The sequence below is a fragment of the Modestobacter sp. SYSU DS0511 genome (assembly GCF_054050755.1).
Window position 1 is genome coordinate 39,005 of record NZ_JBJGZY010000005.1, and the last position, 23,643, is coordinate 62,647.

Consider the following 23,643-nt stretch of genomic DNA (forward strand, 5'->3'; position numbering starts at 1 on the left):
GGTCTCCAGCGCCGCCTGTCGCGCCGCGCGCTGACCCCGGCCCCGCTCCCCCGCAGCCTCCCCGCTGCACCCACACCCGGCCGCGTCGCGCACGCTCCCGTGCCGGCGCAGAGGAGAACGACTGACGTGTCGACCCCCACTCGCAGCAGCAACCGCCCCGTCCGCGGACAGGGGCAGTGGGCGCTGGGCTACCGCGAACCGCTGAACCCGAACGAGCGGATGAAGAAGGACTCCGACGGGCTGGACGTCCGCCAGCGGATCCTCGACATCTACGCGCACACCGGGTTCGGCGGCATCGACCCCGGCGACCTGCGCGGCCGGATGCGCTGGATGGGGCTCTACACCCAGCGGGCCCAGGGCATCCCCGGTGGCAAGACCGCCGTGCTGGAGCCCGAGGAGCTCGAGGACGAGTACTTCATGCTGCGGGTGCGCATCGACGGCGGGCAGCTGAGCACCGAGCAGCTGCGGGTCATCGGCGGCATCAGCACGGAGTTCGGCCGGGACGTCGCCGACGTGACCGACCGGCAGAACGTGCAGCTGCACTGGATCCGGATCGAGGACGTGCCGGAGATCTGGCGGCGACTGGAGTCCATCGGGCTCTCCACCACCGAGGCCTGCGGTGACGTCCCCCGGGTCATGCTGAACTGCCCGCTGGCCGGGGTGCTCGAGGACGAGGTCATCGACGCCTCCGAGGTGCTGGCCCAGACCGTGGAGAAGTACCTGGGCGACCCGCAGTTCAGCAACCTGCCGCGCAAGTGGAAGACGTCGATGTCCGGGTGCGTCGACCACTGCACCGAGCCCGAGATCGACGACGTCTCCTTCGTCGGTGTGGTGAACGCCGACGGCGAGGCCGGCTACGACCTGTGGGTCGGTGGCGGCCTGTCGACCAACCCGATGTTCGCCAAGCGGATCGGGGTGTTCGTCCGCCCCGACCAGGTGACCGACGTCTGGGCGGCGTGCACCGCGATCTTCCGCGACTACGGCTACCGCCGGTCGCGCAACCACGCACGGATCAAGTTCCTGATGGCCGACTGGGGCCCGGAGAAGTTCCGCCAGGTGCTCCAGGACGAGTACCTGCACGAGCAGCTCCCCGACGGACCCGCCCCGGCGCCGGCGAAGCACGACCAGCGCGACCACGTGGGCGTCAGCAAGCAGAAGGACGGCCTCAACGCACTCGGCTTCGCGCTGCGCACCGGCCGGCTCAGCGGCACGCTGCTGACCCGGATCGCCGACCTCGCCGAGGAGTACGGCACCCAGGGCGGGCGGATCCGGACGACGACCCAGCAGAAGCTGGTGATCCTCGACGTCCCGGACGCCCGCGTCGAGGACCTGGTCGACGCGCTGGCCGAGCACGACCTGCTGGTGCGGCCCAGCGCCTTCCGCCGCGGCACCATGGCCTGCACCGGCCTGGAGTTCTGCAAGCTGGCGATCGTCGAGACCAAGCACCACGCGCAGGAGCTGTACGCCGAGCTCGAGCGGCGGCTGCCCGACTTCGACGAGCCGATCGGGATCAACGTCAACGGCTGCCCGAACAGCTGCGCCCGGTTCCAGACCGCCGACATCGGCTTCAAGGGCATGATCGTCCGCAACGCCGCCGGCGAGAGCGTCGAGGGCTTCCAGGTGCACCTGGGCGGCCACCTCGGGGTCGAGGCCTCCTTCGGCCGCAAGTTCCGCGGCCACAAGATCACCAAGGAGGAGACCGCGGACTACTGCGAGCGGGTGCTCCGCGGCTACCTCGAGCGCCGCGAGCCCGGCGAGCGGTTCGCCGCGTACGTCTCCCGCGCCGAAGAGGAGTGGCTGGTCTGACCATGTCGGAGGAGGGCGAGCCGCGACGGGGAAGTTCCCGTCAGCTTCCTGTGTTCCATTGCCCGTACTGCGGCGACGAGGAGCTCGTCCCCGAGGGCGAGGGCTGGCACTGCACCGCCTGCCTGCGGACCTTCACCGTGCACCTGACCGGAACTGGGGTGAACCGATCGTGACCATCGCCGTCGTCCAGCCGACACCGGAGCTGGCCGCCGAGGCCGACGCGCGCTTCGCCGGCATCGCCGACCCGGTCGAGCAGGCCCTCGCCGTGCTCACCTGGGCCGGGGAGACCTTCGGCGACGGGTTCGCGATCACCTCGAGCATGGCCGACGGCCTGCTGGCGCACCTGGCCAGCCGCGCCGTCCCCGGGGTGAACGTCGTGTTCCTCGACACCGGGTACCACTTCGCCGAGACCATCGGCACCCGCGACTGGATCACCGGCGTGCTGCCGATCACGCTGCACAACGTGCAGCCGCCGTTGTCGGTGGCCGAGCAGGACGCGGAGCACGGAGCCAAGCTGTACGAGCGCGACCCGGACCTGTGCTGCTCGCTGCGCAAGGTGCAGCCGCTGGCACAGGCGCTGGCCGGCTTCGTCGCCTGGGGCTCGGGCGTGCGCCGCGACGAGGCGGTCACCCGGGCGGGCACCAAGGTCGTCGACTGGGACGCCAAGCGGGGCATGGTGAAGGTGAACCCACTGGCGGCCTGGACGCAGGAGCACGTCGACGCCTACATCGCCGAGCACCAGGTGCCGGTGAACCCGCTGCAGGAGATCGGCTACGCCTCCATCGGCTGCGCGCCGTGCACCCGACCCGTGGCCCCCGGCGAGGACCCCCGCGCCGGCCGCTGGGCCGGCAAGAACAAGGTCGAGTGCGGCCTGCACGTCTGAGCGGCAGGATCGGGGCATGGCCCGCCGCACCCCGCTGACGCCCGACCAGCTCACCGCCGCTCTTGCCGAGCTCCCCGAGTGGGCGGGTGACACCTCCGGCATCGAACGGACGGTGCAGGGCATCGACTTCGCCGACGCCGCAGAGGTGATGGCCGACCTCGCCCTGGCCGCCGACGAGCTGGACCACCACCCCGACGTCGACGTCCGGTGGCGCACCCTGCGCGTCTTCCTGACGACGCACTCCGCCGGCGGCGTGACGGAGCTGGACGTCGAGTACGCCCGCCGCACCGACGAGGCGCTCGCCCCGTTCACCGACACCGACCCGGAGCTCGCCGCGCAGGTCGACAGCCTGCTGGCACCGGATCGTCAGCCGGGCAGCGACGCGTAGAGGTCGACCCGGTACCCGTCGGGGTCGGCGACCGTGGCGTAGCGCTGCCCCCACGGAGCGTCCCACGGCGCCAGCACCACCGTGTGCCCGGCCGCGGCCACCCGGGCGACCACCTCGTCGACCTCTGCCGGGCTGCCGAGGCGGCTCGCGAACGCCGCGCCGGTGCCCGGCCGGGGCGCCTCCCCGAGCAGCTCGGTCAGCATCGCGATCGTGTCGACCATGAGCCGCGCCCCGGTGCCCGGCGTGGCCTCCACGTGCTCCTCGCCGTCGTCGAACGGCGGGAAGCGGAACCCGAGCAGCTCGTAGAAGGCGACGGCCCGGCGCAGGTCGGTGGCGGCGACGCCCACCGCGGTGATCTCCATGCACCGGATCTACCAGCGGGGTCCGACGGGACCGCTGGACGGCGGGCACACACCGTGCCGACCGACCGCGACTGCGCGGTCGTGCCCTCAGCCCTCGACCGGGAGGACGAGCAGCCTCAGCAGCCGGTCGGCCTCGGCGTCCGGGTCGGCGGTCAGGCCGGTGTGCACCGGGCCCGGCTGGACGACGGTGCTCCGTGGCGCGGTGAGCCAGCGGAACCGCGAGCCCAGCGCCTCCCGGCCGGCCGCCCCTGCGGCGGGCTCGGCCGCGCAGACGTCGCCGGCCGCCTGCAGCGCGGCGCCGATGGCCGCCGGGTCGGCGGTCGCGTCGAGCGCGCGCAGCCGGTCGACGTCCAGGTGCAGCCGGGCGCCCAGGTAGTCCAGCTGCCGGCAGTAGACCAGCACCCCCGCGTTGAGGCACTCCCCCCGCTCCACCCGCGGCACCACCCGCAGCACGGCGTACTCGAAGGTCTGCCTCACCGCTGCGTCACCCCCTCGGGCGGCGGCGGCCCCAGCCAGGACGGCCGGTTCTGCCCGCGGGGCGCCGACCGCCGTCCGGCGCCGCCGGCCCGGGCGCTGGCGACCAGGCCGGGCAGCCAGGCGTCGCGGGCGGCGAGGCGGGCCAGCAGCTGGTCGACGTAGCGGGCGCGCACCGTCGCAGGCCCCTCGTCGGGCGTGGGCCCTTCCAGCCACGCGTCCGGCACCAGCGCGAGCACCTCGGTCAGCAGCTCCCGGGTGACCCGGGAGGCCAGCGCGGCGTCGGCGCCCGGCACGTCGGGCTCGCACTCGACCAGCGCGTGCTGGGCGGCGTCGTAGGGGCGGGTGACCGCGGCGGCGGCGCCGGCCCAGTTGTGGTGGAAGGTGAGCGAGGCGCCGTGGTCGATCAGGTGCAGCCGGCCGTGCCAGAACAGCATGTTCGGGTTGCGCCAGGACCGGTCCACGTTGCCGATGAGCGCGTCCAACCACAGCACCCGCCCGCCCAGCTCCGGCGACACCTGGGCGGCGCCGGCCTCGAAGTCCAGCGCGCCGGGCAGGTAGTCCATGCCCAGGTTCACCCCGGCCGAGTTGCGCAGCAGCTCCTGCACCTCGAAGTCCGGCTCCCCCACCGCGAGCTCGGGTGCGACGTCGACGGTGACCAGCGCCGGCACCGGCAGCGACAGCCGGCGGGCCAGCTCACCGCAGACGACCTCGGCGGCGAGCACCTTCACGCCCTGCCCGGCCGCCCGCCACTTGACCACGTAGGTGCCGAGGTCGTCGGCCTCCATGAGGCCGGGCAGCGAGCCACCCTCGCGCAACGGGGTGACGTAGCGGGTGGCGGTGACGGCGGGCAGCACAGTGCGCACAACGTACCGCTCCGGCCCGGGCCATCCCGCCCCTCGAAGGGATGACCGACACCCCGGGACGCCCCTGCCGACATGGGTTGTGCACCACCATGTCCGGATCGGGCACTCGGTCACGGACGGCCGGCGCCACCGGCGCCAGGAGGCGGCATGCGAGGCACGGGGCGGGACGTGACCGAACTGCGCCGCACGGTGCTGGTCGAGATCGGCGTGGTCGTGCTCCTCACCGTCGCCCTCGGTGCGCTCAGCGTGGTCGCGGACCTGCCCGCCACCCTGGTCCGGTGGTCCCAGGGGCCGGTGCCGGTCGACCACCTGGTCGTGGTGCTGGCCGGCAGTCACCTGTTCATGATCGGCTTCGGCGCCCGGCGTGGGGCCCAGCTCAAGCGCGAGCACCGCCGCCGGGCGTGCGCCGAGTCCGACCTCTCCTACCGGTCCAGCCACGACGTGCTCACCGGGTTGCCCAACCGCGAGTCCTTCTTCTCCGGTCTGGCGACCGCGCTCGCCGGCGACGCCGGCCCTCCGCCCGCCCTGCTGCTCATCGACCTCGACGGCTTCGGCGACGTGAACGCCACCCTCGGCCACCGCACCGCCAACGACCTCCTGTGCGCGGTCGCGGCCCGGCTGACCGACGACGCGCCGCCCGGCGCCCTGGTGGCGCGCCTGGGTGGCGACGAGTTCGGCGTGCTGCTCAGCGGGCCGGCCGCCGCAGACCCGGACACCTCGTCCGCGCAGCTGCTCGCCGCGCTGCAGCAGCCGGTGCGGCTGGGCGACCTGGTGCTGGACCTCTCGGCGTCCGCCGGGCTGGCGGCCGGCCCGGTGACCGAACCGACCGAGCTGTTGCGCCGGGCCGACGTCGCCTTCTCCGACGCCCGGGCCCACCGGACGGGGCTGGTCGTCTACTCCCCCGCGATCGACACCTTCGACGCCGACCGGCTAGTTCTCCACGGCGAGCTGCGCCGGGCCGTCGCCGGCGGCGAACTGCGGCTGCACTACCAACCGCAGGCGTGCCTGCGCACGGGCCGGGTGATCGGGGTGGAGGGCCTGCTGCGCTGGGAGCACCCCCGCCGGGGCCTCCTGCTGCCCGGGGCGTTCATCGACCTGGCCGAGCACACCGGGTTGATCCACGAGCTCACCGACGCCGTCCTGGTGCAGGCGCTCGCCGACAGCCGCAGCTGGGCCGACGCCGGCCGCCCGCTGCGGGTCGCCGTCAACCTCTCCGCGCGCAGCCTCGGCGACCTGACGCTGCCCGGGCGCATCGCCGCGCTGCTCCGCGATGCCGGGGTGGCCCCGGGCGCGCTGGAGCTGGAGATCACCGAGACCGCCGTGATGGACGACCCGGCGCGGGCGCTGGAGGTGCTGCGCCAGCTGCGGGTGCTCGACGTCGGCCTGTCGGTGGACGACTTCGGCACCGGGCACGCCTCGCTGGCCTACCTCACCCGGCTGCCGGTGCAGACGCTGAAGATCGACCGGTCGTTCGTGATGGGCATGTTGACCGACGCCGGCTCACGGACGATCGTGCGGGCGATCATCGGGCTGGCGCACGACCTCGGGCTGCGGGTGGTCGCCGAGGGCGTGGAGAGCGCCGCGACGTGGCAGGACCTCCGCGCCCTGGGCTGCGACGAGATCCAGGGCTTCTGGCTGGGTGGGGCGGTCCCCGCGGCCGAGCTGCCGGCGCTGGTCACGCAGCTGGAGCACCGCCTGAGGGCGCACAGCGCCCGGTCCTGACCGGCCGGGCACACTGGCCGGGTGGGAATCCTCCGCCGCACGACGCTCACCCAGCTGGCCGACGCACCGTTCACCTACCCCGAGGTGGGCGCCACCCGGGACGCCGAGCTGCCGGCCGGCTACGACCACGTCGACCGCCGCGAGCGGATCGGCTCGGGCGCGACGGAGTTCGACCGCGCCGCCGCCGCGGTGTTCCGCTGGGCGGCTCAGCGCGCCGCCGGCCTGCGGATCCAGGCCAGCGGACCGGCCAGCACGGTCGGCACCGTCGTCCTGATGACCGCCGGGCTGCGCCGGCTGGGCCTGGACATCCCGTGCCGGGTCGTCTGGGTGGTCGACGAGCCGTACCGCCGCGGGTTCGGCTACGGCACGCTCCCCGGCCACCCGGAGAGCGGCGAGGAGAGCTTCGTCGTCACGCGGGCGCCCGACGGCGAGGTGCACTACGAGCTGCGCGCCTTCTCCCGGCTGGCCACCCCGCTCGCCCGCCTGGGCGCTCCGATCAGCAGCTGGGTGCAGTCCCTGGCCCTGGACCGCTACGTGACGGCGATGCGCCGCGCGGTCCGGGGCTGACCGTTCAGTCGTCGCCGGCCGCGGCGCGTTCGTCCTTGATCATGTCCTTGCTGCGGACCAGCCGGAGCAGGGTGACCACGAACAGGCCACCGGCCATGTTGAGCAGCGTGGTGTACCAGAACCAGGCCAGCCAGTCGCCGTAGCCGAACGGCGCACCGGCGTGCAGCGCGACGAAGATGAGCAGCGAGTCCAGGATCGAGTGGAACAGCTGCAGCCCGGCGAGCAGGAAGCCGCCCGCCACCGCGGCGACCACCTTCACCCCGTCCGACTCGGTGCCGTGCTGCATCCGGGTCATCAGCGTGATGGCGATCCCCGCCAGGATCGCCAGCGAGGCCGACTGGAGGTCCAGCGGTGCGTCCACGAAGTGCGCGGCGCTCTCGATGGCCGTGTCGCCCAGCTCCGGGAAGGCGTGGGCGACCAGCCAGGCCACCAGCCAGCCGCCCAGCAGGTTCATCAGCAGGGTCCCGCTCCACAGCTTGCCCAGCTGCGCGTAGCCGGCCCGGCCGGCCGCCACCGCGGTGACCGGCACGAGGAAGCCCTCGGTGAACAGCTCGCTGCGGGCCAGCAGGAGGGCGATGAAACCCACCGAGAAGGCGAGGCCGGCCAGCAGGTGGCTGCCGGTCTCGGCGTAGACCGCGAGCAGCAGCAGGATCCCGGTGGCCACCTCCAGGCCGCCGGCGAAGCCGGTGGTGAGGACCTCCCGCCAGCTGCGGTGCAGACGCTGCGCGCCGTCGCTGACGATGGTGTCGAACGCCTGCTGCAGTTCGTCCTCGGTCGGCCCCGGCGTCTCGCCGAGCTCCTCCCGGGCGTCCTCCTCGCGGATGGCCACGGTGTTCCTCTCCTGTCACGACGGCCGGGCAGTCGGGCGCCGCGGTCCGGGCGCGATCTACCCGGTGCCGAGGTGCGCACACCCGTCAAAGACGGGGTCACACGTCGACCGGACGCCGTTTCTCCGCTGACCCGGGCCGGGTAGCGGACCCGGCGCGTGCGCGTCGACCACGAGCGGATCCCCGAGCCCGTGGTGCACGCCCCGGGCGCTGCGGCGTCTTCACCGCGTGCGGCAACCGCCACCTCAAGGCGCTCGGCCATCTCGAGGCGCTCGGAGTCCGGCCCGACACCGCGCTGCTGGGTCCGCCGGCGTCGACATCTCGGCGCACGGGTGCTCACCGCCAACGGCGGGGCAGCGGTGGCGGGCGACCTGGTTGCCACGCTGGGCCGGCAGCCCCCAGGAGGTGATCAGCACAGCATGCCATCGCTCACGCCAGAGGGAAGCCTCCCCTAAGTCACCCGGGGGGCGGCTAGGCTGCGCCCGTGACACAGGTGGCCGGGGCAACGGTCGGCCCCCGCGTCGAACGCGGCGCCGAGCGGCCTGCCGGCCGGCGCTGGCGGCCGTGGGAGATGCTGCCCCCTGCCCTTCTGCTCGCCCTCGGCACCGTGCTCCTGCTCCCCGGCCACGGGCTGTGGTTCGACGAGCTGTTCACCGCGGAGGTCTCCCGGCGGTCGCTGGGCACCATCGTGCGGGCGGTCGTCCAGGGCCAGGGCACCACGAGCTACCTGGTCGACGTGCCACCGTCCTACAACGCCCCGTACTACCTGGTCACCTGGGCCTGGGGCACGCTGCCCGGCCTGGGCGGGGACACCTCCCTGCGGGTGCTGTCGCTCCTGGCCGCCTCCGGCGGGCTGGCGCTGATCACCCGCGCGGTCAGCCGGCTGGCCGGCACCTCGACGGGCGTCCTGGCGGGGGTGGTGGTCGCCAGCAGCCCGCTCCTGCTGGAGCAGGCGGTGGAGGCGCGCAGCTACGGGCTGGCAGTGCTCGCGACCGGCGGGGCGCTGCTGGGGCTGACCCGCTGGCTGCAGGACCCGCCCTCCGGCCTCGTGCTGTTCGGCCTGGCCGGCGCGGGCATGGGCCTGGCCCACTGGTACGCCGCGACCGTGCTCGCCGCCTTCGTGGTGGCGGCGCTGGTGCTGCGCGGCCGCCGGGCGGTCGGACCCGCCGCCGTCGGGGCGGTCGCCGTCCTGCCGACCGTCGGGCTGATCGTGGTCAACCTGCTCAACGGCACCGGCAGCCGCAATGCCGAGCACCTCCGCGACACCGGCGGGGAGCTGGTTGCGCTGGCGGCGGCGGCCTGGACGGGCGGGCGCGGCCCGGCGCTCTACCTGACCGTCGGCCTGGCGCTGGTGGGCGCAGCGCGGGCCCGCGGCGTCCGCGTGGTGGCCGCGACGTGGGTGCTGGTGCCGCTGGCCCTGCTGATCGCCATCGAGCAGCTGCGGCCGGTCTACCACCCGAGGTACCTGCTCGTCGGGCTGATCGGGCTCGGCGTGCTCGCCGCAGCCGGCGCCTGGTCGCTGCCACGGGAGGCGCGCGGCCCGGTGGCCGCACTGCTGGTGGGCTGCTCCCTGGTGGCCGCTGCCCCACTGGCCGATCGGGGACCGCGGGAGCGGGCCGACGAGGTGGTGGCCCTGCTGGCGCAGGTGCACCGCCCCGGGGAGCCCGTCGTCGCCGCGGACCAGCGCTCGGCCACCGGACTGGACCACTACGTCCGGGTGTCGGCTCCGAACCTCCGCCCCGATGTCGTCCTGCCACCGGACGACGCCCCGGGCAGCGCCGACCGGGTGTGGCTGGTCCGCCGGTTGATCGACGGTGAACCGGTCCCCACCGACGACGACGCCGTGCTGATCGGGGCCGGGCTCCGGCAGACCGGACGATGGGAGTTCCCGGCGACGAAGACCGATCTGATCGTCCAGCGCTGGGACCGTCCGGGCCGGCGCTGACCTGCACCCGCCGGCGCGGCACTCGTGCGCCGGCTCAGCCCCGGGAGCGCAGGGCCCAGACCAGCGACCGGACCGACTGGGCCAGCCTCGCCCGCCCGGTCCAGGCCGAGTCACCCACCGGCCGGGGATCCCGGATCACCGGCACGCTGGCGACCGGCTGCCCCGAGGTGCCGACGGCCAGCACGATGCTGGGCACACGTCCGGTGACGACGGCGGCACGGACGTCCGCCCCCATCACCAGGAAGGCACCCGCGTCGGGGGGCAGGCCGGTCAGCCAGGCGGCCAGGCGGCGGTGGACCGCACCGGTGGCCCGCCGCACCGGGGACTCGTACCGTCCCCGCCGCCCGGCGAAGACCGCGCCCACGTCCCCGCGGGCCAACCGCTCCAGCAGCCCGGGCACCGCCTCCGGTGGGTCCTGCAGGTCGGCGTCGAGGCACACCCACGCATCGGCATCCCGCTCGTCCACCAGGCCGCGGGTGAGGGCCGCATGCTGACCGACGTTGACCGTCAGCACCGTGACCGCGATCCGCGGATCGGCGCGGGCCAGCTCCTCGGCCACCGCCAGGCTGTCATCGGGCGAGGCGTCGATGACCAGACGCAGCCGCCAATCCCACCCGGCCAGCGCGGCGGCCAGCCGTTCCACCAGTGGGCCGAGGGTCGGGGCGTTGCCGTACACGGGGACGACGACGGCGACCCGGGATCCGGTCACCGGGCTGCGGCCCCGCTGCCCCCGGCTGCGGGGTCGCCGTGCGCCTCGGAGCTGGCCCAGGTCCGGGCCAGCCCGGTGGCCAGGTCGACGGTCGGTCGCCACCCGAGCAACCGGGCAGCCGCGGCCGGGTCGCACACCCAGTCGGCGGTGTCCCACGAGCGGCCGGGGTGGGCCCCGGGAGCCGTGGCGATCGCCCGGCCGGTCACCTCACGGGCGATCGCCACGAGCTCCTCGGTGCTGGTCTGCACCCCCGTGCCGATGTTGAGCACCACTCCAGGGGGCAGGTCGTCGGCCCGCGCCGCCCGGACGCAGGCGTCCACCACGTCCTCCACCCAGACCCAGTCGCGCCGGCTGACGTGGCCCGGCAACGGAACGACGCCGCCGGTGGCCGCGGCCCGCAGGACGGTGGGCACCAGCCGGGTGGCGTGGTCCCCCGGCCCGTACACCTGAAAGGCGCGCAGCACCGCCGCCCGCACACCGCGCTCGGCCGCGGCCGCCTGCAGCAGCAGCGAGCCGGCGGCCTTGGTCGCGCCGAAGAAGCCCCGAGGCGCCAGGGCGGCGTCCTCGGCCAGTGGGTGCGCTGCGGCGGCGTACTCGGTCGACGACCCCAGCCGGACGACCGTGCGGCAGCGGTCGGGCAGCGCGTCGACGAGCCAGGGGCTGGTGTTCACCGCCGTGGTGGCGGCCCGCTCCGCGGCGGTTGCCTTGGCCCGGCCTGCGGCCAGGGAGAAGACCACGTCCGGATCGGCCGCGGCGACGGCGGCTGCGCCGCCCCGCGGGTCGGCCAGGTCGACCTGCGCCCGGGTGAGGCCGACGACGTCCCAGCCATCCGCACGCAGCCGGTCGACCAGGTGCCGGCCGACGAATCCGCCGGCCCCGGTGACCAGGGCCCTCACGCCGACTGCGGCATCGGGGCGGGGACCGACGGTTCGATGGACGACCGCCCGGCCTCGTCGACCGCCGCCACCAGGGCTCGGCGGTCGGCGGCAGCCCGGTCGGCCGGGGCCGACCTCAGATCGGTCAGGCCCGCAAGCATCCGGGGCAGCTCCACGGACGGGTCCCTGCCCACCATGTCGGCGTGGAACGAGCGGCGGAGAAAGGTGAAGTCGGCGCCCACGCGCACCAGCTCAGCAGCCAGCAGCCGGGTGGGCACCGGCCACCCGCCGCCGGGCAGGGTGAGCCCCGCCACGCCGAAGGGGACGGTGACCACCGCCCGGACGGCGTCGACGGTGCCGTCGACGAGGGGCCGGAACAGCTCGCGCGAGCGGCGGTCGATGCGCAGGTCGTTGAGGCCGACGTAGACCCGGCTCAGTGGCCGGGCGGCCAGTGCGGCCGCCTGCTCGACGGCGCCCTGGGTCTCGATCAGGATGCCGACGCCGCAGCGGCCGGCGACCAGCTCCAGGGTGCGGTCCACCTCCTCGGCCTCACGCACCATCGGCAGCAGGATCTCGTCGGCACCGGAGGTGAGCGCCTCCTCGACCTCCCCGGCGGTCCAGGGCCCGAAGCCGTTGAGCCGGCAGAGCACCCGGCCGTCGGTGGCGGCACGCACCCGGCGGAGGTCGGCGGGAGTGTCCGCGTTGATCTGCGTGCCCTCTCCCAGCTGCCGACGCGCCTTCCCCCGGCGTTCCCAGTCCACGACGACGCCGGCCGCCCCGCCGACGACGACGTCGTGCGCGCAAGCCGGATCCACGGTGAAGACGAAGAAATCCACAGAATTAGCTTAGGCACCCCTAAGTAGTTGCCCTCCACCGCCCTTCGGTCCGACGACCGTCACGGCGAGGGAACGGACTCGCGGAGGGGGGCGTCGGCCCGGGGGAAGGCCAGCGCCGTACCCGCGACGGAGACCGCGACCTGTTGTCCGCCGGCTGGCAGGTCGGCACCGTCCAGCCGCGCCGCCACCCGCAGCCCCGGCGCGAGGTCGAGCAGCACGCGCGCATCGTGGCCGTAGAAGTCCACGCTGTGCACCACCGCGAGCGCGGCACCGGCGACCGGAGGACCGAGCCGGAGCTGCTCGGGGCGCAGCAGGACCCGCGCCGTCCCGTCGGGGCACCCCGCGGCCACCGGGACCGAGCCCAGCGCGCAGCGCGCCCACCCGCCGCGCACGTCGGCGTCCAGCACGACCGCCTCCCCGACAAAGGCGGCGGTGTCCAGGTCGCGGGGGCGTCGGTAGAGCGTCTGCGGATCGGCGAGCTGGACCAGCCGGCCGCCACGCATGACGGCGACCTGGTCGGCCATCGACAGCGCCTCTGCCTGGTCGTGCGTGACCAGGACGGCGGTGGCCCCCGTCGCCCGCAGCGCCCCGGCGACCTCACGGCGGGTCTCCTCCCGCAGCGTGGCGTCCAGCGAGGAGAAGGGCTCGTCCAGCAGCACGAGGGACGGCCGGGGAGCCAACGCCCGCGCGAGCGCCACCCGCTGCTGCTGCCCGCCGGAGAGCTGGTGCGGGTGCCGGTCGGCCAGCGCGAGGTCCAGGCCGACCAGCGCCAGCAGCTCCCGCACCCTTCCCCGGTCGCGACGCTCCCGTCGGGGCAGCCCGAAGGAGATGTTGCCGGCCACGGTGAGGTGCGGAAACAGCCCGCCCTCCTGCGGGACGAAGCCGATGCCGCGCCGGCGGGCGGGCACCGTGCGCCCGTCGCCGGACACCACCTCGCCACCCAGGCTGACCGTTCCCGCGTCGGGCTCCTCGAAGCCGGCGATCAGCCGCAGCAGGGTGGTCTTGCCGCACCCGGACGGGCCCAGCAGAGCGGTGAGACTGCGACCCGGCACCGTCAGGTCGACACCAGCGAGCACCGGCGTGGACCCGAAGGACTTGGTCAGTTGCTGCACGGTCAGGGAGCTCATGTGGTCAGACCTCGTCGGGCGTCGCGGGAGAGCAGCACCGTGGCCGGCGCCGAGAGCAGGATCATCACCAGCGCGTAGGGCGCAGCCGCGCTGTACTCCAGCGCGCTGCTCGCCGACCAGAAGGCCGTGGCCAGCGTCGCCGTCCCGGTGGGCGCCAGCAGCAGTGTCGCCGTCAGCTCGGTGACCACGGCCAGGAACACCAGCGCCGCGCCCGCCCCCAGGCCGGGAGCCAGCAGCGGCACCGTCACCCGGCGCAGTCGATCGATCCCCGAGGAGCCCAGCGACGCGGCCACGTCGCCGTACAACCGGGGGGTCTGCTCCACCGCGGAGCGGACGTTCACGATGGCCCGCGGGAGGAAGAGGATCGCGTAGGCAGCCAGCAGCACCGGGGTCGTCTGGTAGAGCCACGGCACGGCCCGGATGCTGATCGCCACCAGAGCCAGCGCGACGACGATGCCCGGCACCGAGCTGCCCAGGTAGGTGCTCCGCTCCAGCAGGGTGGACACCCGACTACGGGCCCGCACGGCGAGCCAGCCCGTGGGGAGCGCCAGGGCCGTGGTCGCCAGTGCGGCGACGGCGGCCAGGACGAGCGTCGTCCCGGTGGTGCCGGCCAGGTCCGAGAGGTCGAGGGCGGCGCGGGTGTCGCGCACCAACCACCAGGTGACGCCGGCCAGTGGGACGCCGACCGCGAGCCCGGCCAGCACCGCCAGCGCCAGGAGGGCGGGGACGGTCAGACCGCGCAACGCCACCGGGCGGGACCGCCGGGCGACACCGGCGCCGGTCCGGGCGAGGCCGACCCGGCCACGCAGCCCCAGCTCACCCAGCAGCAGCAGCAGGCACAGCAGGACCAACACGCCGGCCAGCACCGTCGCACCCGGACCGTTGAAGGTGGACCGGTACTGGTCGTAGATCGCGGTGGTGAAGGTCGGGAAGCGCAGCATCTGCAGCGCGCCGAACTCGGCCAGCACGTGCAGCGCCACCAGCAGGCTGCCGCCCAGCACCGCGACCCGCAGCTGGGGGAGCTGCACCCGCCGGAACACCGCGCCGTGCCCCGCCCCGAGGCCGCGGGCGGTCTCCTCCAGTGCGGGGTCCAGCCCCCGGAGGGCCGCTGCCACCGGGAGGTACACGAACGGGAAGTAGGACAGGGTGACCACCAGCAGCGCCCCGGCGTAGGTGTCCAGCCAGGGCAGCAGGGAGATCCACACGTAGCTGTTCACGAAGGCCGGCACCGCGAGCGGGGCGACGAGCAACACGTGCCACAGCCGCCGCGCCGGGACCGATGACCGCTCCACCAGCCAGGCCGCACCGACGCCGAGGACGACGGAGCACACGACGGTGCCCACGGCCAGCCGGACGGTGTTCCACAGCAGCTCGGCCACCCGGTCGCGGAACACCAGCTCGCGTACGCCGCTCCAGCCGATCTCCAGGGCGTACCCGACGATGTGGCCCAGCGGCAGCAGGGCCAGCGCGGCGACCAGCGTCGCGAGGGCCAGCACCGCCGGGGACCGGCGCACCCGGGTGGCGCCGTCCGGCCTCCGGGCAGACCGGCCCTCGCCCGGGCGCGCCGACGGAGCAGGCGCGCCGGCGCCCGCGAACGGGGTCGCCGTGGTGGTCAGAGCAGCCCGACTTCCTGCATCAGCTCGGTGACGCGCCGCTGGTCCAGCGAACCGGGGTCGACGTCGGGCGCCTGCAGGCCCTCCAGCGGGGGCAGCGCCTCGGCGGAGGCGACACCGGTGCCGACGGCGTACTCCAACGCCGAGCTGTCCGCCAGCCGCTGCTGGGCCTCCGGGCCGGTCAGGTACGCGACCAGTTGCTGGGCCTGCTCGGGCTGGTCGGAGGAGGCCAGGACGCCGGCGCCGGAGACGCTGAGGAAGGCGCCCGGGTCCTGGTTGCGGAAGAAGTGCAGTTCGGCGTCGTCACCGACCAGACCGCCCTCGGCCTGGTCGCGGTACCAATAGTAGTGGTACATGACGCCGGCGTCGATCTCGCCCTCGTCGGCGGCCTTCATCACCGCGCTGTTGCTCTGGTAGACGTCCGCATTCCGCTCCAGCCCCGCCAGCCAGGTCCGGGTGACCTCCTCGCCCCGCAGCGCGAGGACGGCCGCCACGATCGCCTGGAAGTCCGCTCCACCGGCGGCGATGCCGATGCGCCCCTCCCACTCCGGCTCCGCCAGGTCGAGGATCGACGCGGGCAGCTCCGCTGCCGACAGGACGGCGGGGTTGTAGACGAGCACGGTCGAGCGGGCCGCGAACCCGGTCCAGTTCCCCGACTCCGGCCGGAACTCCTCCCCCACCTGGTCGAGCGTCGCCTGGTCCAGAGGGGCGAGCAGCCCCGCGCGCTCCAGGGTGTCGATCGACGGGCTGTTCTCGGTGAGGAATACGTCGGCCGGGGACGCCTCGCCCTCCTGCACGATCTGGTTGGCCAGCTCCGGGTCGTTGGCCTCGCGGAACTCCAGCTCGATACCGGTCTCCGCGGTGAAGCCCTCGAGCATGGTGCGGACCAGGCTCTCGTGCTGCGCGCTGTATACGGTGAGCGTCTCGGCGTCCGAGGCGCCCCCGCCGCAGCCGGCCAGGAGGCCGGAGGCGGTGAGCACAGCGATGGCAGTGGCGGTGACGCGCCCGGGCCGGTTCACGGTCGATCCTCCGAGGTCGGAACGAGGGGCAGTGCAGACGAGCGCACCGTGTGAGCCTCGGCATGAGGCTAGGCACACCTAAGCACGGTTTCCGGGTCGACTGTAGCCACCCCGACGCACCCCCTCGGACGCCCCCCGCCCCGGGCCGCGAGGAGACGCGCCGTCGGCGCCGGGATCAGCCCCCCGCGGCCGGTCCGCCGGAGGCCCCGAAGCGTTCGACCCGGATCGAGGACGGCGCCACCCCCATCCCGACCAGCAGCTGGCCGGCGGCCTCGGCGAACGCGGCGGACCCGCACACGTACGCGGTCTGCCCCGGCTCCCACAGCGGCAGCAGGTCCATCGCGGTCATCCGCGCGGCCGGGCGGATGCCGTGCGCCTCCCGGGTGGTCACGATCAGCGCACCGGCCGCGGCGAGGTCCTCGGCGTAGGGCAGCTCGGCGAGCGTGCGCGCCGACACCGCCACCCGCAGCAGGTCCAGCCGCCCGATGTCGCGGGCGTGCCGCACCATCGCCACCAGCGGGACGACGCCACTGCCCCCGCCGACCAGCAGCGCCGGGCTGGCGCCGTCCCAGACGAACCAGCCGCCGATCGGGCCGCGGACCTCCAGCTCGTCGCCGGGCTCCACCACGTCGGCGAGGTACGTGGAGACCTCACCGTCGTCCAGCCGCTCGACGAACAGCTCGACCAGCGGGTCACCCGGCGCCGACGCGACCGAGTAGGACCGCTGCGCGGTGTACCCGTCCTCGGCGGTCAGCCGGACGACGTAGTGCTGGCCGGGCAGGTGGTCGACCCGGTCGTGGACGTCGAGCCGCAGCTCGACCGAACGGGCGATCGGCCGGCGCAGCCCGGCGACGGTCGCGGTGGTCCACCCGCCCGCCGGCGCGGACGCCGTGGCCAGGGCCGGCGGCTCGACCGGCTGCGGCTCGGCGCCGGGCGCGGTGGCGGGGTCCGGGAGCGCGTCAGTCACCCTGCCACCTCAATCGCCCTGGTACCGCTGCTGCTTCCACGGGTCGCCCCGGTCGTGGTAGCCGTTCTGCTCCCAGAAGCCCGGCTGGTCACGCTTGAGCAGGGTGATCTTGCTGATCCACTTGGCGCTCTTCCAGAAGTACAGGTGCGGCACCAGCATGCGCACCGGGCCGCCGTGCTCGATCGGCAGCGGCTGCCCCTCGTACTCCCACACCAGCCACGCCTTGCCACCGGTGACGTCCTCGATCGGCAGGTTGGTGGTGTAGCCGGTCTTCGACGTCGCCATCACGAACCGCCCCTCGGCGGTCGGCCTGGCGACCTCCAGCAGCGAGTCGACGCTGATGCCGGCGAAGTGGGTGTCGAACTTCGACCAGGTGGTGACGCAGTGGATGTCGCCGCTGTAGGCCGACGCGGGCAGCGCGTGCGCCTCGTCCCAGGTCCAGGTCGTCGGGTTCTCGACCTCGCCGTCGACGGTGATCGTCCACGTCTCGGGGGCGATCCGGGGGGTGGGCTCGGCGGTCAGCACCGGCCAGTCACCGCCGACGTCGTACTGGCCGGGTGGGAGCCGCGGGTCGCTGGGTCCGCGACGGCGGCCGAGGAAGCCGCGAGTGGGTCCGGGCACGTCCGAAGTTCCTCTCTGACCGGCCCTGGCGGGCGGGTGCGGGGCCGAACGGCGGAGATGATCCTCCTGCCCGGGGTCCAGCGCCTCCCCCGGGTGCCGCCCGCGACGGGCGGACCCGCAGGTGAGGGTCGCCTTACATGAGCCGTGTCACGGCGGGTTCATCTGGGTGTCACTGGGCACAGGGAATACCTTGGTGCCGTGGCGACGATGACGACGCAGCAGGCTCCACGGAGGGCCCCGAAGACCGGCCGGTTCAGCAACTCGGTCGTCAAGAAGACGGTCATGGCCGTCAGCGGGATCATCATGATCCTGTACTTGATCGCCCACATGATCGGCAACCTGCACGCCTTCGAGGGTGCCGAGTCCTTCAACCACTACTCGGGGTGGATCCGCAGCATCGGCGAGCCGGCCGTCCCGACCCAGACGGTTCTCTGGATCATCCGGATCGTGCTGCTGGTGTCGGTGGTGGCGCACTTCTGGGCCGCCGTCTCGCTGTGGCGCCAGGCCAAGCGCGCCCGCCCGGTGCCCTATGCGACGAAGAAGCGGGTGCAGCAGAGCTTCGCCTCGCGCACCGTCCGCTGGGGCGGCGTCATCCTCGCGCTGTTCATCATCTGGCACATCCTCGACCTGACGCTGGGCGCCGTGAACCCGGCCGGCCACGACACCACGCCGTACGAGCGCCTGGTCGCGAGCTTCTCGAACATCCCGATCACGGCCTTCTACGTCGTCTCGATGCTGCTGCTGGGCCTGCACCTGCGGCACGGCATCTTCGCCGCCACGCAGACCCTCGGGCAGACCAACAAGAAGCGCGAGCGCGCCGTGAACGCGCTGGCCTACGTCGTCGCCACCGTGCTCACCGTGGGCTTCCTCCTCGTGCCGCTGTCCATCGCCTTCGGCCTGATCGACTGACGGGAACTCCCAGCCATGCCTCTCGAGCTCTTCACCGTCGGCGAGCCGATCGCCGACACCAAGGCCCCCCGCGACGTCCCCATCGCCCAGCGGTGGGAGGAGCGCAAGTTCCGTGCCCGGCTGGTCAACCCGGCCAACCGCCGGCGCCTGTCGGTCATCGTGGTCGGCACCGGCCTGGCCGGTGGCTCGGCGGCGGCGACGCTCGCCGAGGCCGGGTACCGGGTCAAGAACTTCTGGTTCCAGGACAGCCCCCGCCGCGCCCACTCGGTCGCCGCGCAGGGCGGGATCAACGCCGCGAAGAACTACCGCAACGACGGTGACAGCGTGCACCGACTGTTCTATGACACGGTCAAGGGCGGCGACTTCCGCTCCCGCGAGGACAACGTGCACCGCCTCGCCGAGGTGAGCACCAACATCATCGACCAGTGCGTCGCCCAGGGCGTGCCCTTCGCCCGCGAGTACGGCGGCCTGCTGGACAACCGCTCCTTCGGTGGCGCACAGGTGTCGCGCACCTTCTACGCCCGCGGCCAGACGGGCCAGCAGCTGCTGTACGGCGCCTACCAGGCGCTGGAGCGGCAGATCGGGCTGGGCAACGTCGAGCAGCACCCGCGCACCGAGATGCTCGACCTGATCGTCGTCGACGGCCGCGCCCGGGGCATCGTCGTCCGGCACCTGATCACCGGTGAGATCACCTCGCACATGGCCGACGTCGTCGTGCTGGCCTCCGGCGGCTACAGCAACGTCTTCTACCTGTCCACGAACGCCAAGGGCTCCAACGTCACGGCGGCCTGGCGGGCGCACAAGCGGGGCGCGCTGTTCGCCAACCCCTGCTACACCCAGATCCACCCGACCTGCATCCCGGTCAGCGGCGACTACCAGTCGAAGCTGACGCTGATGAGCGAGTCGCTGCGCAACGACGGGCGCGTGTGGGTGCCCAAGGAGCGCGGCGACACCCGCGACCCGCGCGAGATCCCCGAGGACGAGCGCGACTACTACCTCGAGCGCATCTACCCGGCGTTCGGCAACCTGGTGCCCCGCGACATCGCCTCGCGCCAGGCGAAGAACGTCTGCGACGAGGGCCGCGGCGTGGGCCCGAACGGGCTGGGCGTGTACCTGGACTTCTCCGACGCCATCCAGCGGGTCGGCCGCAAGGCGATCGAGGCCAAGTACGGCAACCTCTTCGACATGTACAACCGGATCACCGGGGAGGACGCGTACGAGACCGGCATGCGCATCTACCCGGCGGTCCACTACACGATGGGCGGGCTGTGGGTCGACTACGACCTGCAGTCCACGATCCCGGGCCTGTTCGTGATCGGTGAGGCCAACTTCTCCGACCACGGCGCGAACCGGCTGGGTGCCAGCGCCCTCATGCAGGGCCTGGCCGACGGCTACTTCGTGCTGCCGAACACCATCAACGACTACCTGGCCGACGGCCCCTTCCCGAAGGTCGACACCACCCACCCGGCGGTCGTCGAGGCGGAGCAGGGCGTCCGCGCCCAGACCGAGAAGCTGCTGTCGATCAACGGCACCCGCACGGTCGCCTCGTTCCACCGGGAGCTGGGCAAGCTTATGTGGGACCTGTGCGGGATGGAGCGGTCGGAGGAGAGCCTGCGCAAGGCGCTCGACCGGATCCCGGAGATCCGCCAGGAGTTCTGGACCAACGTCAAGGTCTCCGGCGAGCAGGGCATCTTCAACCAGAACCTCGAGCACGCCGGCCGGGTCGCCGACTTCATCGAGCTCGCCGAGCTCATGTGCGTCGACGCGCTGCACCGCAACGAGAGCTGTGGCGGGCACTTCCGGGCCGAGAGCCAGACACCTGAGGGTGAGGCGCTGCGCGACGACGAGAACTTCGCCTACGTCGCCGCGTGGGAGTACACCCCCGAGGGCGTGCCGCCGGTGCTGCACCGCGAGGCCCTCGAGTTCGAGAACGTCCACCTCGCCCAGCGGAGCTACAAGTGACCAGCACAGAGCCACGCACGATGAGCCTGACCCTGCGCATCTGGCGTCAGCGGGACCGGACGCAGAAGGGCAAGATGGTGACCTACCACGTCACCGACGTCTCGCCCGACATGTCCTTCCTCGAGATGCTCGACGTGCTCAACGAGAAGCTGATCCTCGACGGCGACGACCCGGTGGCCTTCGACCACGACTGCCGCGAGGGCATCTGCGGCTCCTGCGGTCTGATGATCAACGGCATCGCGCACGGCCCGGAGCAGGCGACCGTCTGCCAGCTGCACATGCGCTCGTTCAACGACGGCGACGTGCTGGACATCGAGCCGTGGCGCTCCGGCGGGTTCCCGGTGGTCAAGGACCTCGCGGTCGACCGCTCGGCGTTCGACCGGATCATCTCCGCCGGCGGGTTCATCAGCGTCCCCACCGGCACCGCTCCCGACGCGCACGCCGTCCCGGTGCCGAAGAAGGACGCCGACGCCGCGTTCGACGCCGCGACCTGCATCGGATGCGGCGCCTGCGTGGCGGCCTGCCCGAACGGCTCGGCGATGCTGTTCACCGCCGCCAAGGTCGCCCACCTCGGGCTGCTCCCCCAGGGCCAGCCCGAGCGGGACACCCGGGTGCTCAAGATGGTGGCCCAGCAGGACGCCGAGGACTTCGGCGGCTGCAGCAACATCGGTGAGTGCTCCGCGGTCTGCCCGAAGGGCATCTCGATGGAGACCATCTCCCGGCTGAACCACGACCTGCTCGGCGCGCTCCGCGCCGGCGCGGTGCCCTCGAGCTGAGCCCCTGCTGAACGCCACGGGCGGCCGTCCCTCCGGGGACGGCCGCCCGTCGTCGTTCCCGGCTCCGGTCACGAGGTCTGCGATCTGGTGGCCTCCGGAGCCGGTGAACCACCAGACCGCGGATCTCGGCGGCCGGCTCAGGCCGCGGCGCGGCGCTCGACCAGGGCCAGCAGGTGCGGGGCCAGCGCCTCGGCGACCAGTGCGTAGCCGGCCGAGGACGGGTGGAACCGGTCGGCGGAGAACAACCCCGGCTCCGCGGCGAACCGAGCGGACAGCGCAGGCGCCACCGGTGCGACGACCCCGCCGGCCGCCTCCGCGGCGGCGGTCTGCCGGGTGCGCACCTGGTCGCAGACGGCCGCCACCACGGCGCGGAACGCCGGCGGCACCCAGGCCACCGCGGACAGGTCCGGGGTGGGGACGACGAGCACGGCGGTGCCCCGCCGGTGCAGCTCGGCCACCGCGGCACCGAGGGCCGCCGCGCCGCGCGCCGGGGGCACCTGGCGGGTCAGGTCGTTGGCTCCGACCACGAGCAGGGCGACGTCGGCGTTCCGCGGCGCCCGCCGGACCTGGGCGTCGAGGTCCAGCGACGTCGCCCCGGGCACGGCGACCACGTCGAGGCGCACCGGGAGGCCCAGCGCCTCGAGCGTGCGGGTGAGCCGGGCGCCGAGGGTGTCATCCGGGGAGGCGGCGCCGGTGCCGAAGGCCAGCGAGTCACCGAGGACGAGGAAGCGGAGCGTCACACCAGGTGCAACGGCGCTGCGTGGCGAACTGTTGCGTGAGGTGGGGCTCCCCCGCGTCAACCGCCGCGGGCGAAGAGCTCGGCGGCCATGGCGTCGTCGATGAACGGGTACTTGACCTTGAACTGCGCCAGCGCCTCGGGGACGGAGAGGACGTGGGTCTCCCGCGTGCCGGCGGCGTCCACGGTCTGCACCGTGACCATGTCGCCGTTGATCGGGACCCAGTGGGTCTCGGCGTAGTCGGTGAAGACGTTCACCACCCCATCCTCCCCCGTCCCCGCAGGCCGGCAACGCCGGCCCGGCAGCGGTGCCGGGCCGGCGCGGCCGGACCGGGTCAGGCGGCCTTGCCGGTCATCCCGTGCGGGTCGATGACGTACTTGCGGGAGGCACCGGAGTCGAACTCCTGGTACCCGCGCGGGGCGTCCTCGAGGCTGATCACCGTGGCGTTGACGGCCTTCGCGATCTGCACCTTGTCGGCGAGGATCGCCTTCATCAGGCCGCGGTTGTAGCGCATCACCGGGCACTGCCCGGTGGTGAACGACAACGACTTCGCCCAGCCGGTGCCCAGGCTCAGCGACAGTGCCCCGACCTTCGCCGCCTCGTCGATGCCACCGGGGTCGCCGGTGACGTAGAGGCCCGGGATGCCGATGGCGCCACCGGCGGCGGTGACCTCCATCAGCGAGTTGAGCACCGTCGCCGGCGCCTCCTGCTGCGCCCCCTCGCCGTGCCCGCGGGCCTCGAAGCCGACGGCGTCCACCGCGGCGTCGACCTCCGGTTCGCCGAGCAGCTGCTCGAGCTGGTCCTTCGGGTCGCCCTTGCTGACGTCGACGGTCTCGCAGCCGAACGAGCGGGCCTGCGCGAGCCGGTCCTCGTTGAGGTCCCCGACGATCACCACGGAGGCACCCAGCAGCTGCGCCCCGACGGCCGCGGCCAGCCCGACCGGGCCGGCCCCGGCGATGTAGACGGTCGATCCCGGCTTCACCCCGGCGGTGACCGCGCCGTGGAACCCGGTCGGGAAGATGTCCGAGAGCATCGTCAGGTCCAGGATCTTCTCCATGGCCTGGTCCCGGTCGGGGAACTTCAGCAGGTTCCAGTCCGCGTAGGGCACCGTCACGTACTCGGCCTGCCCGCCGACCCAGCCGCCCATGTCCACGTACCCGTAGGCCGCACCCGGGCGGGCCGGGTTCACGTTCAGGCAGATCCCGGTCTTGCCCTCCTTGCAGTTGCGGCACCGCCCGCAGGCGATGTTGAACGGCACCGAGCAGAGGTCGCCGACCTCGATGAACTCGACGTCGCGCCCCTTCTCCACGACCTCCCCGAGGATCTCGTGGCCGAGCACCAGGTTCGGCGGCGCGGTGGTCCGGCCGCGGACCATGTGCTGGTCGCTGCCGCAGATGTTGGTGGTGACCACCTTCAGGATGACGCCGTGCTGCAGTTGGCGGCCGACGTTCGCCGGGTTGACCCCGGGACCGTCCTGCAGCTCCAGCTTGGGGTAGTCGATGTCGTGGACCTCGACCTTGCCCGGTTCGATGTACGCAACGCCTCTGTTGCCGGCCATCCTCTGCTCCTTCTGCTCGGGGACCGTGCTCCGTCGTGCCCTGTCGGGGGCGACTCCGAGCCCTGACATGCGGCCCGGACAACGCGAGTGTGCC

General features: G+C 73.6%; 24 protein-coding genes. 9 read left to right on the top strand and 15 right to left on the bottom strand.

Annotated elements, in window-relative coordinates; genetic code table 11:
- Nucleotides 1-126 precede the first annotated feature (126 nt).
- From ACI783_RS04050 to ACI783_RS04060, 3 genes are all read left to right on the top strand, one after another.
- Complete coding sequence (locus tag ACI783_RS04050) at nucleotides 127-1,806, top strand: nitrite/sulfite reductase (protein WP_457139240.1); 1,680 nt, start codon at nucleotides 127-129, stop codon at nucleotides 1,804-1,806.
- Nucleotides 1,807-1,975: 169 nt separating this feature from the next.
- Nucleotides 1,976-2,689 (top strand): phosphoadenylyl-sulfate reductase, encoded by a 714-nt coding sequence (locus tag ACI783_RS04055; RefSeq protein ID WP_457139241.1) that lies wholly within the window; start codon nucleotides 1,976-1,978, stop codon nucleotides 2,687-2,689.
- Between the two features lie 16 nt (nucleotides 2,690-2,705).
- Nucleotides 2,706-3,077 (top strand): 4a-hydroxytetrahydrobiopterin dehydratase, encoded by a 372-nt coding sequence (locus ACI783_RS04060; RefSeq protein WP_457139242.1) that lies wholly within the window; start codon nucleotides 2,706-2,708, stop codon nucleotides 3,075-3,077.
- Here ACI783_RS04060 and ACI783_RS04065 read toward each other — a convergent pair.
- From ACI783_RS04065 to ACI783_RS04075, 3 genes are all read right to left on the bottom strand, one after another.
- Entirely contained in the window at nucleotides 3,056-3,439 is a 384-nt protein-coding gene (locus ACI783_RS04065; RefSeq protein WP_457139243.1) for a VOC family protein, read from the bottom strand. The two genes, ACI783_RS04060 and ACI783_RS04065, sit on opposite strands and share 22 nt — an antisense overlap.
- An 87-nt stretch (nucleotides 3,440-3,526) precedes the next feature.
- A complete protein-coding gene (locus ACI783_RS04070; protein WP_457139244.1) occupies nucleotides 3,527-3,916 on the bottom strand; it encodes a DUF3037 domain-containing protein in 390 nt (129 codons plus the stop codon).
- Nucleotides 3,913-4,770 carry a HipA family kinase gene (locus tag ACI783_RS04075; RefSeq protein ID WP_457139245.1) on the bottom strand — a complete coding sequence of 286 codons (858 nt, stop codon included), beginning with the start codon at nucleotides 4,768-4,770 and terminating at the stop codon, nucleotides 3,913-3,915. The genes ACI783_RS04070 and ACI783_RS04075 overlap by 4 nt, the downstream gene beginning before the upstream one ends.
- Before the next feature lie 156 nt (nucleotides 4,771-4,926).
- Between ACI783_RS04075 and ACI783_RS04080 the strand changes: the two genes are divergently transcribed.
- Together ACI783_RS04080 and ACI783_RS04085 are read left to right on the top strand one after the other, a co-directional pair.
- The gene (locus ACI783_RS04080; protein ID WP_457139246.1) at nucleotides 4,927-6,501 is read left to right on the top strand and encodes a putative bifunctional diguanylate cyclase/phosphodiesterase; all 1,575 of its coding nucleotides are present in this window, start codon (nucleotides 4,927-4,929) and stop codon (nucleotides 6,499-6,501) included.
- Between the two features lie 21 nt (nucleotides 6,502-6,522).
- Nucleotides 6,523-7,068, top strand: coding sequence for a DUF1990 family protein (locus ACI783_RS04085; protein ID WP_457139247.1), 546 nt, complete (start codon nucleotides 6,523-6,525; stop codon nucleotides 7,066-7,068).
- Nucleotides 7,069-7,072: 4 nt separating this feature from the next.
- Here the strand turns inward: ACI783_RS04085 and ACI783_RS04090 are convergent, their stop codons facing one another.
- Entirely contained in the window at nucleotides 7,073-7,897 is an 825-nt protein-coding gene (locus ACI783_RS04090; protein WP_457139248.1) for a formate/nitrite transporter family protein, read from the bottom strand.
- A 482-nt stretch (nucleotides 7,898-8,379) separates the two neighbouring features.
- On the opposite strand from ACI783_RS04090, the gene ACI783_RS04095 reads away from it, so the two are divergent.
- Nucleotides 8,380-9,840: a hypothetical protein gene (locus tag ACI783_RS04095; protein ID WP_457139249.1), complete on the top strand. Its 1,461-nt coding sequence runs from the start codon at nucleotides 8,380-8,382 to the stop codon at nucleotides 9,838-9,840.
- A 34-nt stretch (nucleotides 9,841-9,874) separates the two neighbouring features.
- On the opposite strand, the gene ACI783_RS04100 is transcribed toward ACI783_RS04095, so the two are convergent.
- The 8 genes from ACI783_RS04100 to ACI783_RS04135 all read right to left on the bottom strand — a co-directional run bounded on the left by ACI783_RS04100 (nucleotide 9,875) and on the right by ACI783_RS04135 (nucleotide 17,607).
- The gene (locus ACI783_RS04100) at nucleotides 9,875-10,549 is read right to left on the bottom strand and encodes a glycosyltransferase (RefSeq protein ID WP_457139250.1); all 675 of its coding nucleotides are present in this window, start codon (nucleotides 10,547-10,549) and stop codon (nucleotides 9,875-9,877) included.
- A complete protein-coding gene (locus tag ACI783_RS04105) occupies nucleotides 10,546-11,445 on the bottom strand; it encodes an NAD-dependent epimerase/dehydratase family protein (protein ID WP_457139251.1) in 900 nt (299 codons plus the stop codon). The genes ACI783_RS04100 and ACI783_RS04105 overlap by 4 nt, the downstream gene beginning before the upstream one ends.
- Complete coding sequence (locus tag ACI783_RS04110; RefSeq protein ID WP_457139252.1) at nucleotides 11,442-12,260, bottom strand: aldolase/citrate lyase family protein; 819 nt, start codon at nucleotides 12,258-12,260, stop codon at nucleotides 11,442-11,444. The genes ACI783_RS04105 and ACI783_RS04110 overlap by 4 nt, the downstream gene beginning before the upstream one ends.
- 59 nt (nucleotides 12,261-12,319) lie before the next feature.
- Nucleotides 12,320-13,387, bottom strand: coding sequence for an ABC transporter ATP-binding protein (locus ACI783_RS04115; RefSeq protein WP_457139253.1), 1,068 nt, complete (start codon nucleotides 13,385-13,387; stop codon nucleotides 12,320-12,322).
- Complete coding sequence (locus ACI783_RS04120) at nucleotides 13,384-14,901, bottom strand: ABC transporter permease (RefSeq protein WP_457139254.1); 1,518 nt, start codon at nucleotides 14,899-14,901, stop codon at nucleotides 13,384-13,386. Before ACI783_RS04120 ends, ACI783_RS04115 begins: the two co-directional genes overlap by 4 nt.
- A 98-nt stretch (nucleotides 14,902-14,999) precedes the next feature.
- Entirely contained in the window at nucleotides 15,000-16,019 is a 1,020-nt protein-coding gene (locus ACI783_RS04125; RefSeq protein WP_457139255.1) for an iron ABC transporter substrate-binding protein, read from the bottom strand.
- A gap of 175 nt (nucleotides 16,020-16,194) precedes the next feature.
- Nucleotides 16,195-16,986 carry an FAD-binding oxidoreductase gene (locus tag ACI783_RS04130; RefSeq protein ID WP_457139256.1) on the bottom strand — a complete coding sequence of 264 codons (792 nt, stop codon included), beginning with the start codon at nucleotides 16,984-16,986 and terminating at the stop codon, nucleotides 16,195-16,197.
- A gap of 9 nt (nucleotides 16,987-16,995) precedes the next feature.
- Nucleotides 16,996-17,607 carry a sulfite oxidase-like oxidoreductase gene (locus tag ACI783_RS04135; protein WP_457139257.1) on the bottom strand — a complete coding sequence of 204 codons (612 nt, stop codon included), beginning with the start codon at nucleotides 17,605-17,607 and terminating at the stop codon, nucleotides 16,996-16,998.
- Between the two features lie 207 nt (nucleotides 17,608-17,814).
- On the opposite strand from ACI783_RS04135, the gene ACI783_RS04140 reads away from it, so the two are divergent.
- From ACI783_RS04140 to ACI783_RS04150, 3 genes are read left to right on the top strand one after another with little or no spacing between them, the layout of a single operon-like run.
- Nucleotides 17,815-18,516 carry a succinate dehydrogenase cytochrome b subunit gene (locus ACI783_RS04140; RefSeq protein WP_457139334.1) on the top strand — a complete coding sequence of 234 codons (702 nt, stop codon included), beginning with the start codon at nucleotides 17,815-17,817 and terminating at the stop codon, nucleotides 18,514-18,516.
- A gap of 15 nt (nucleotides 18,517-18,531) precedes the next feature.
- On the top strand, nucleotides 18,532-20,478 hold the full coding sequence (locus tag ACI783_RS04145; RefSeq protein ID WP_457139258.1) for a fumarate reductase/succinate dehydrogenase flavoprotein subunit: 1,947 nt from the start codon (nucleotides 18,532-18,534) through the stop codon (nucleotides 20,476-20,478).
- Nucleotides 20,475-21,254: a succinate dehydrogenase/fumarate reductase iron-sulfur subunit gene (locus tag ACI783_RS04150; protein WP_457139259.1), complete on the top strand. Its 780-nt coding sequence runs from the start codon at nucleotides 20,475-20,477 to the stop codon at nucleotides 21,252-21,254. The genes ACI783_RS04145 and ACI783_RS04150 overlap by 4 nt, the downstream gene beginning before the upstream one ends.
- A gap of 137 nt (nucleotides 21,255-21,391) precedes the next feature.
- On the opposite strand, the gene ACI783_RS04155 is transcribed toward ACI783_RS04150, so the two are convergent.
- The 3 genes from ACI783_RS04155 to fdhA all read right to left on the bottom strand — a co-directional run bounded on the left by ACI783_RS04155 (nucleotide 21,392) and on the right by fdhA (nucleotide 23,549).
- Nucleotides 21,392-21,994, bottom strand: coding sequence for a GDSL-type esterase/lipase family protein (locus tag ACI783_RS04155; protein WP_457139260.1), 603 nt, complete (start codon nucleotides 21,992-21,994; stop codon nucleotides 21,392-21,394).
- 56 nt (nucleotides 21,995-22,050) lie between these two features.
- Entirely contained in the window at nucleotides 22,051-22,248 is a 198-nt protein-coding gene (locus tag ACI783_RS04160; RefSeq protein WP_457083079.1) for a hypothetical protein, read from the bottom strand.
- Between the two features lie 77 nt (nucleotides 22,249-22,325).
- Nucleotides 22,326-23,549, bottom strand: a complete 1,224-nt coding sequence (gene fdhA / locus ACI783_RS04165) for a formaldehyde dehydrogenase, glutathione-independent (protein WP_457139261.1) — start codon at nucleotides 23,547-23,549, stop codon at nucleotides 22,326-22,328.
- Nucleotides 23,550-23,643 lie beyond the last annotated feature (94 nt).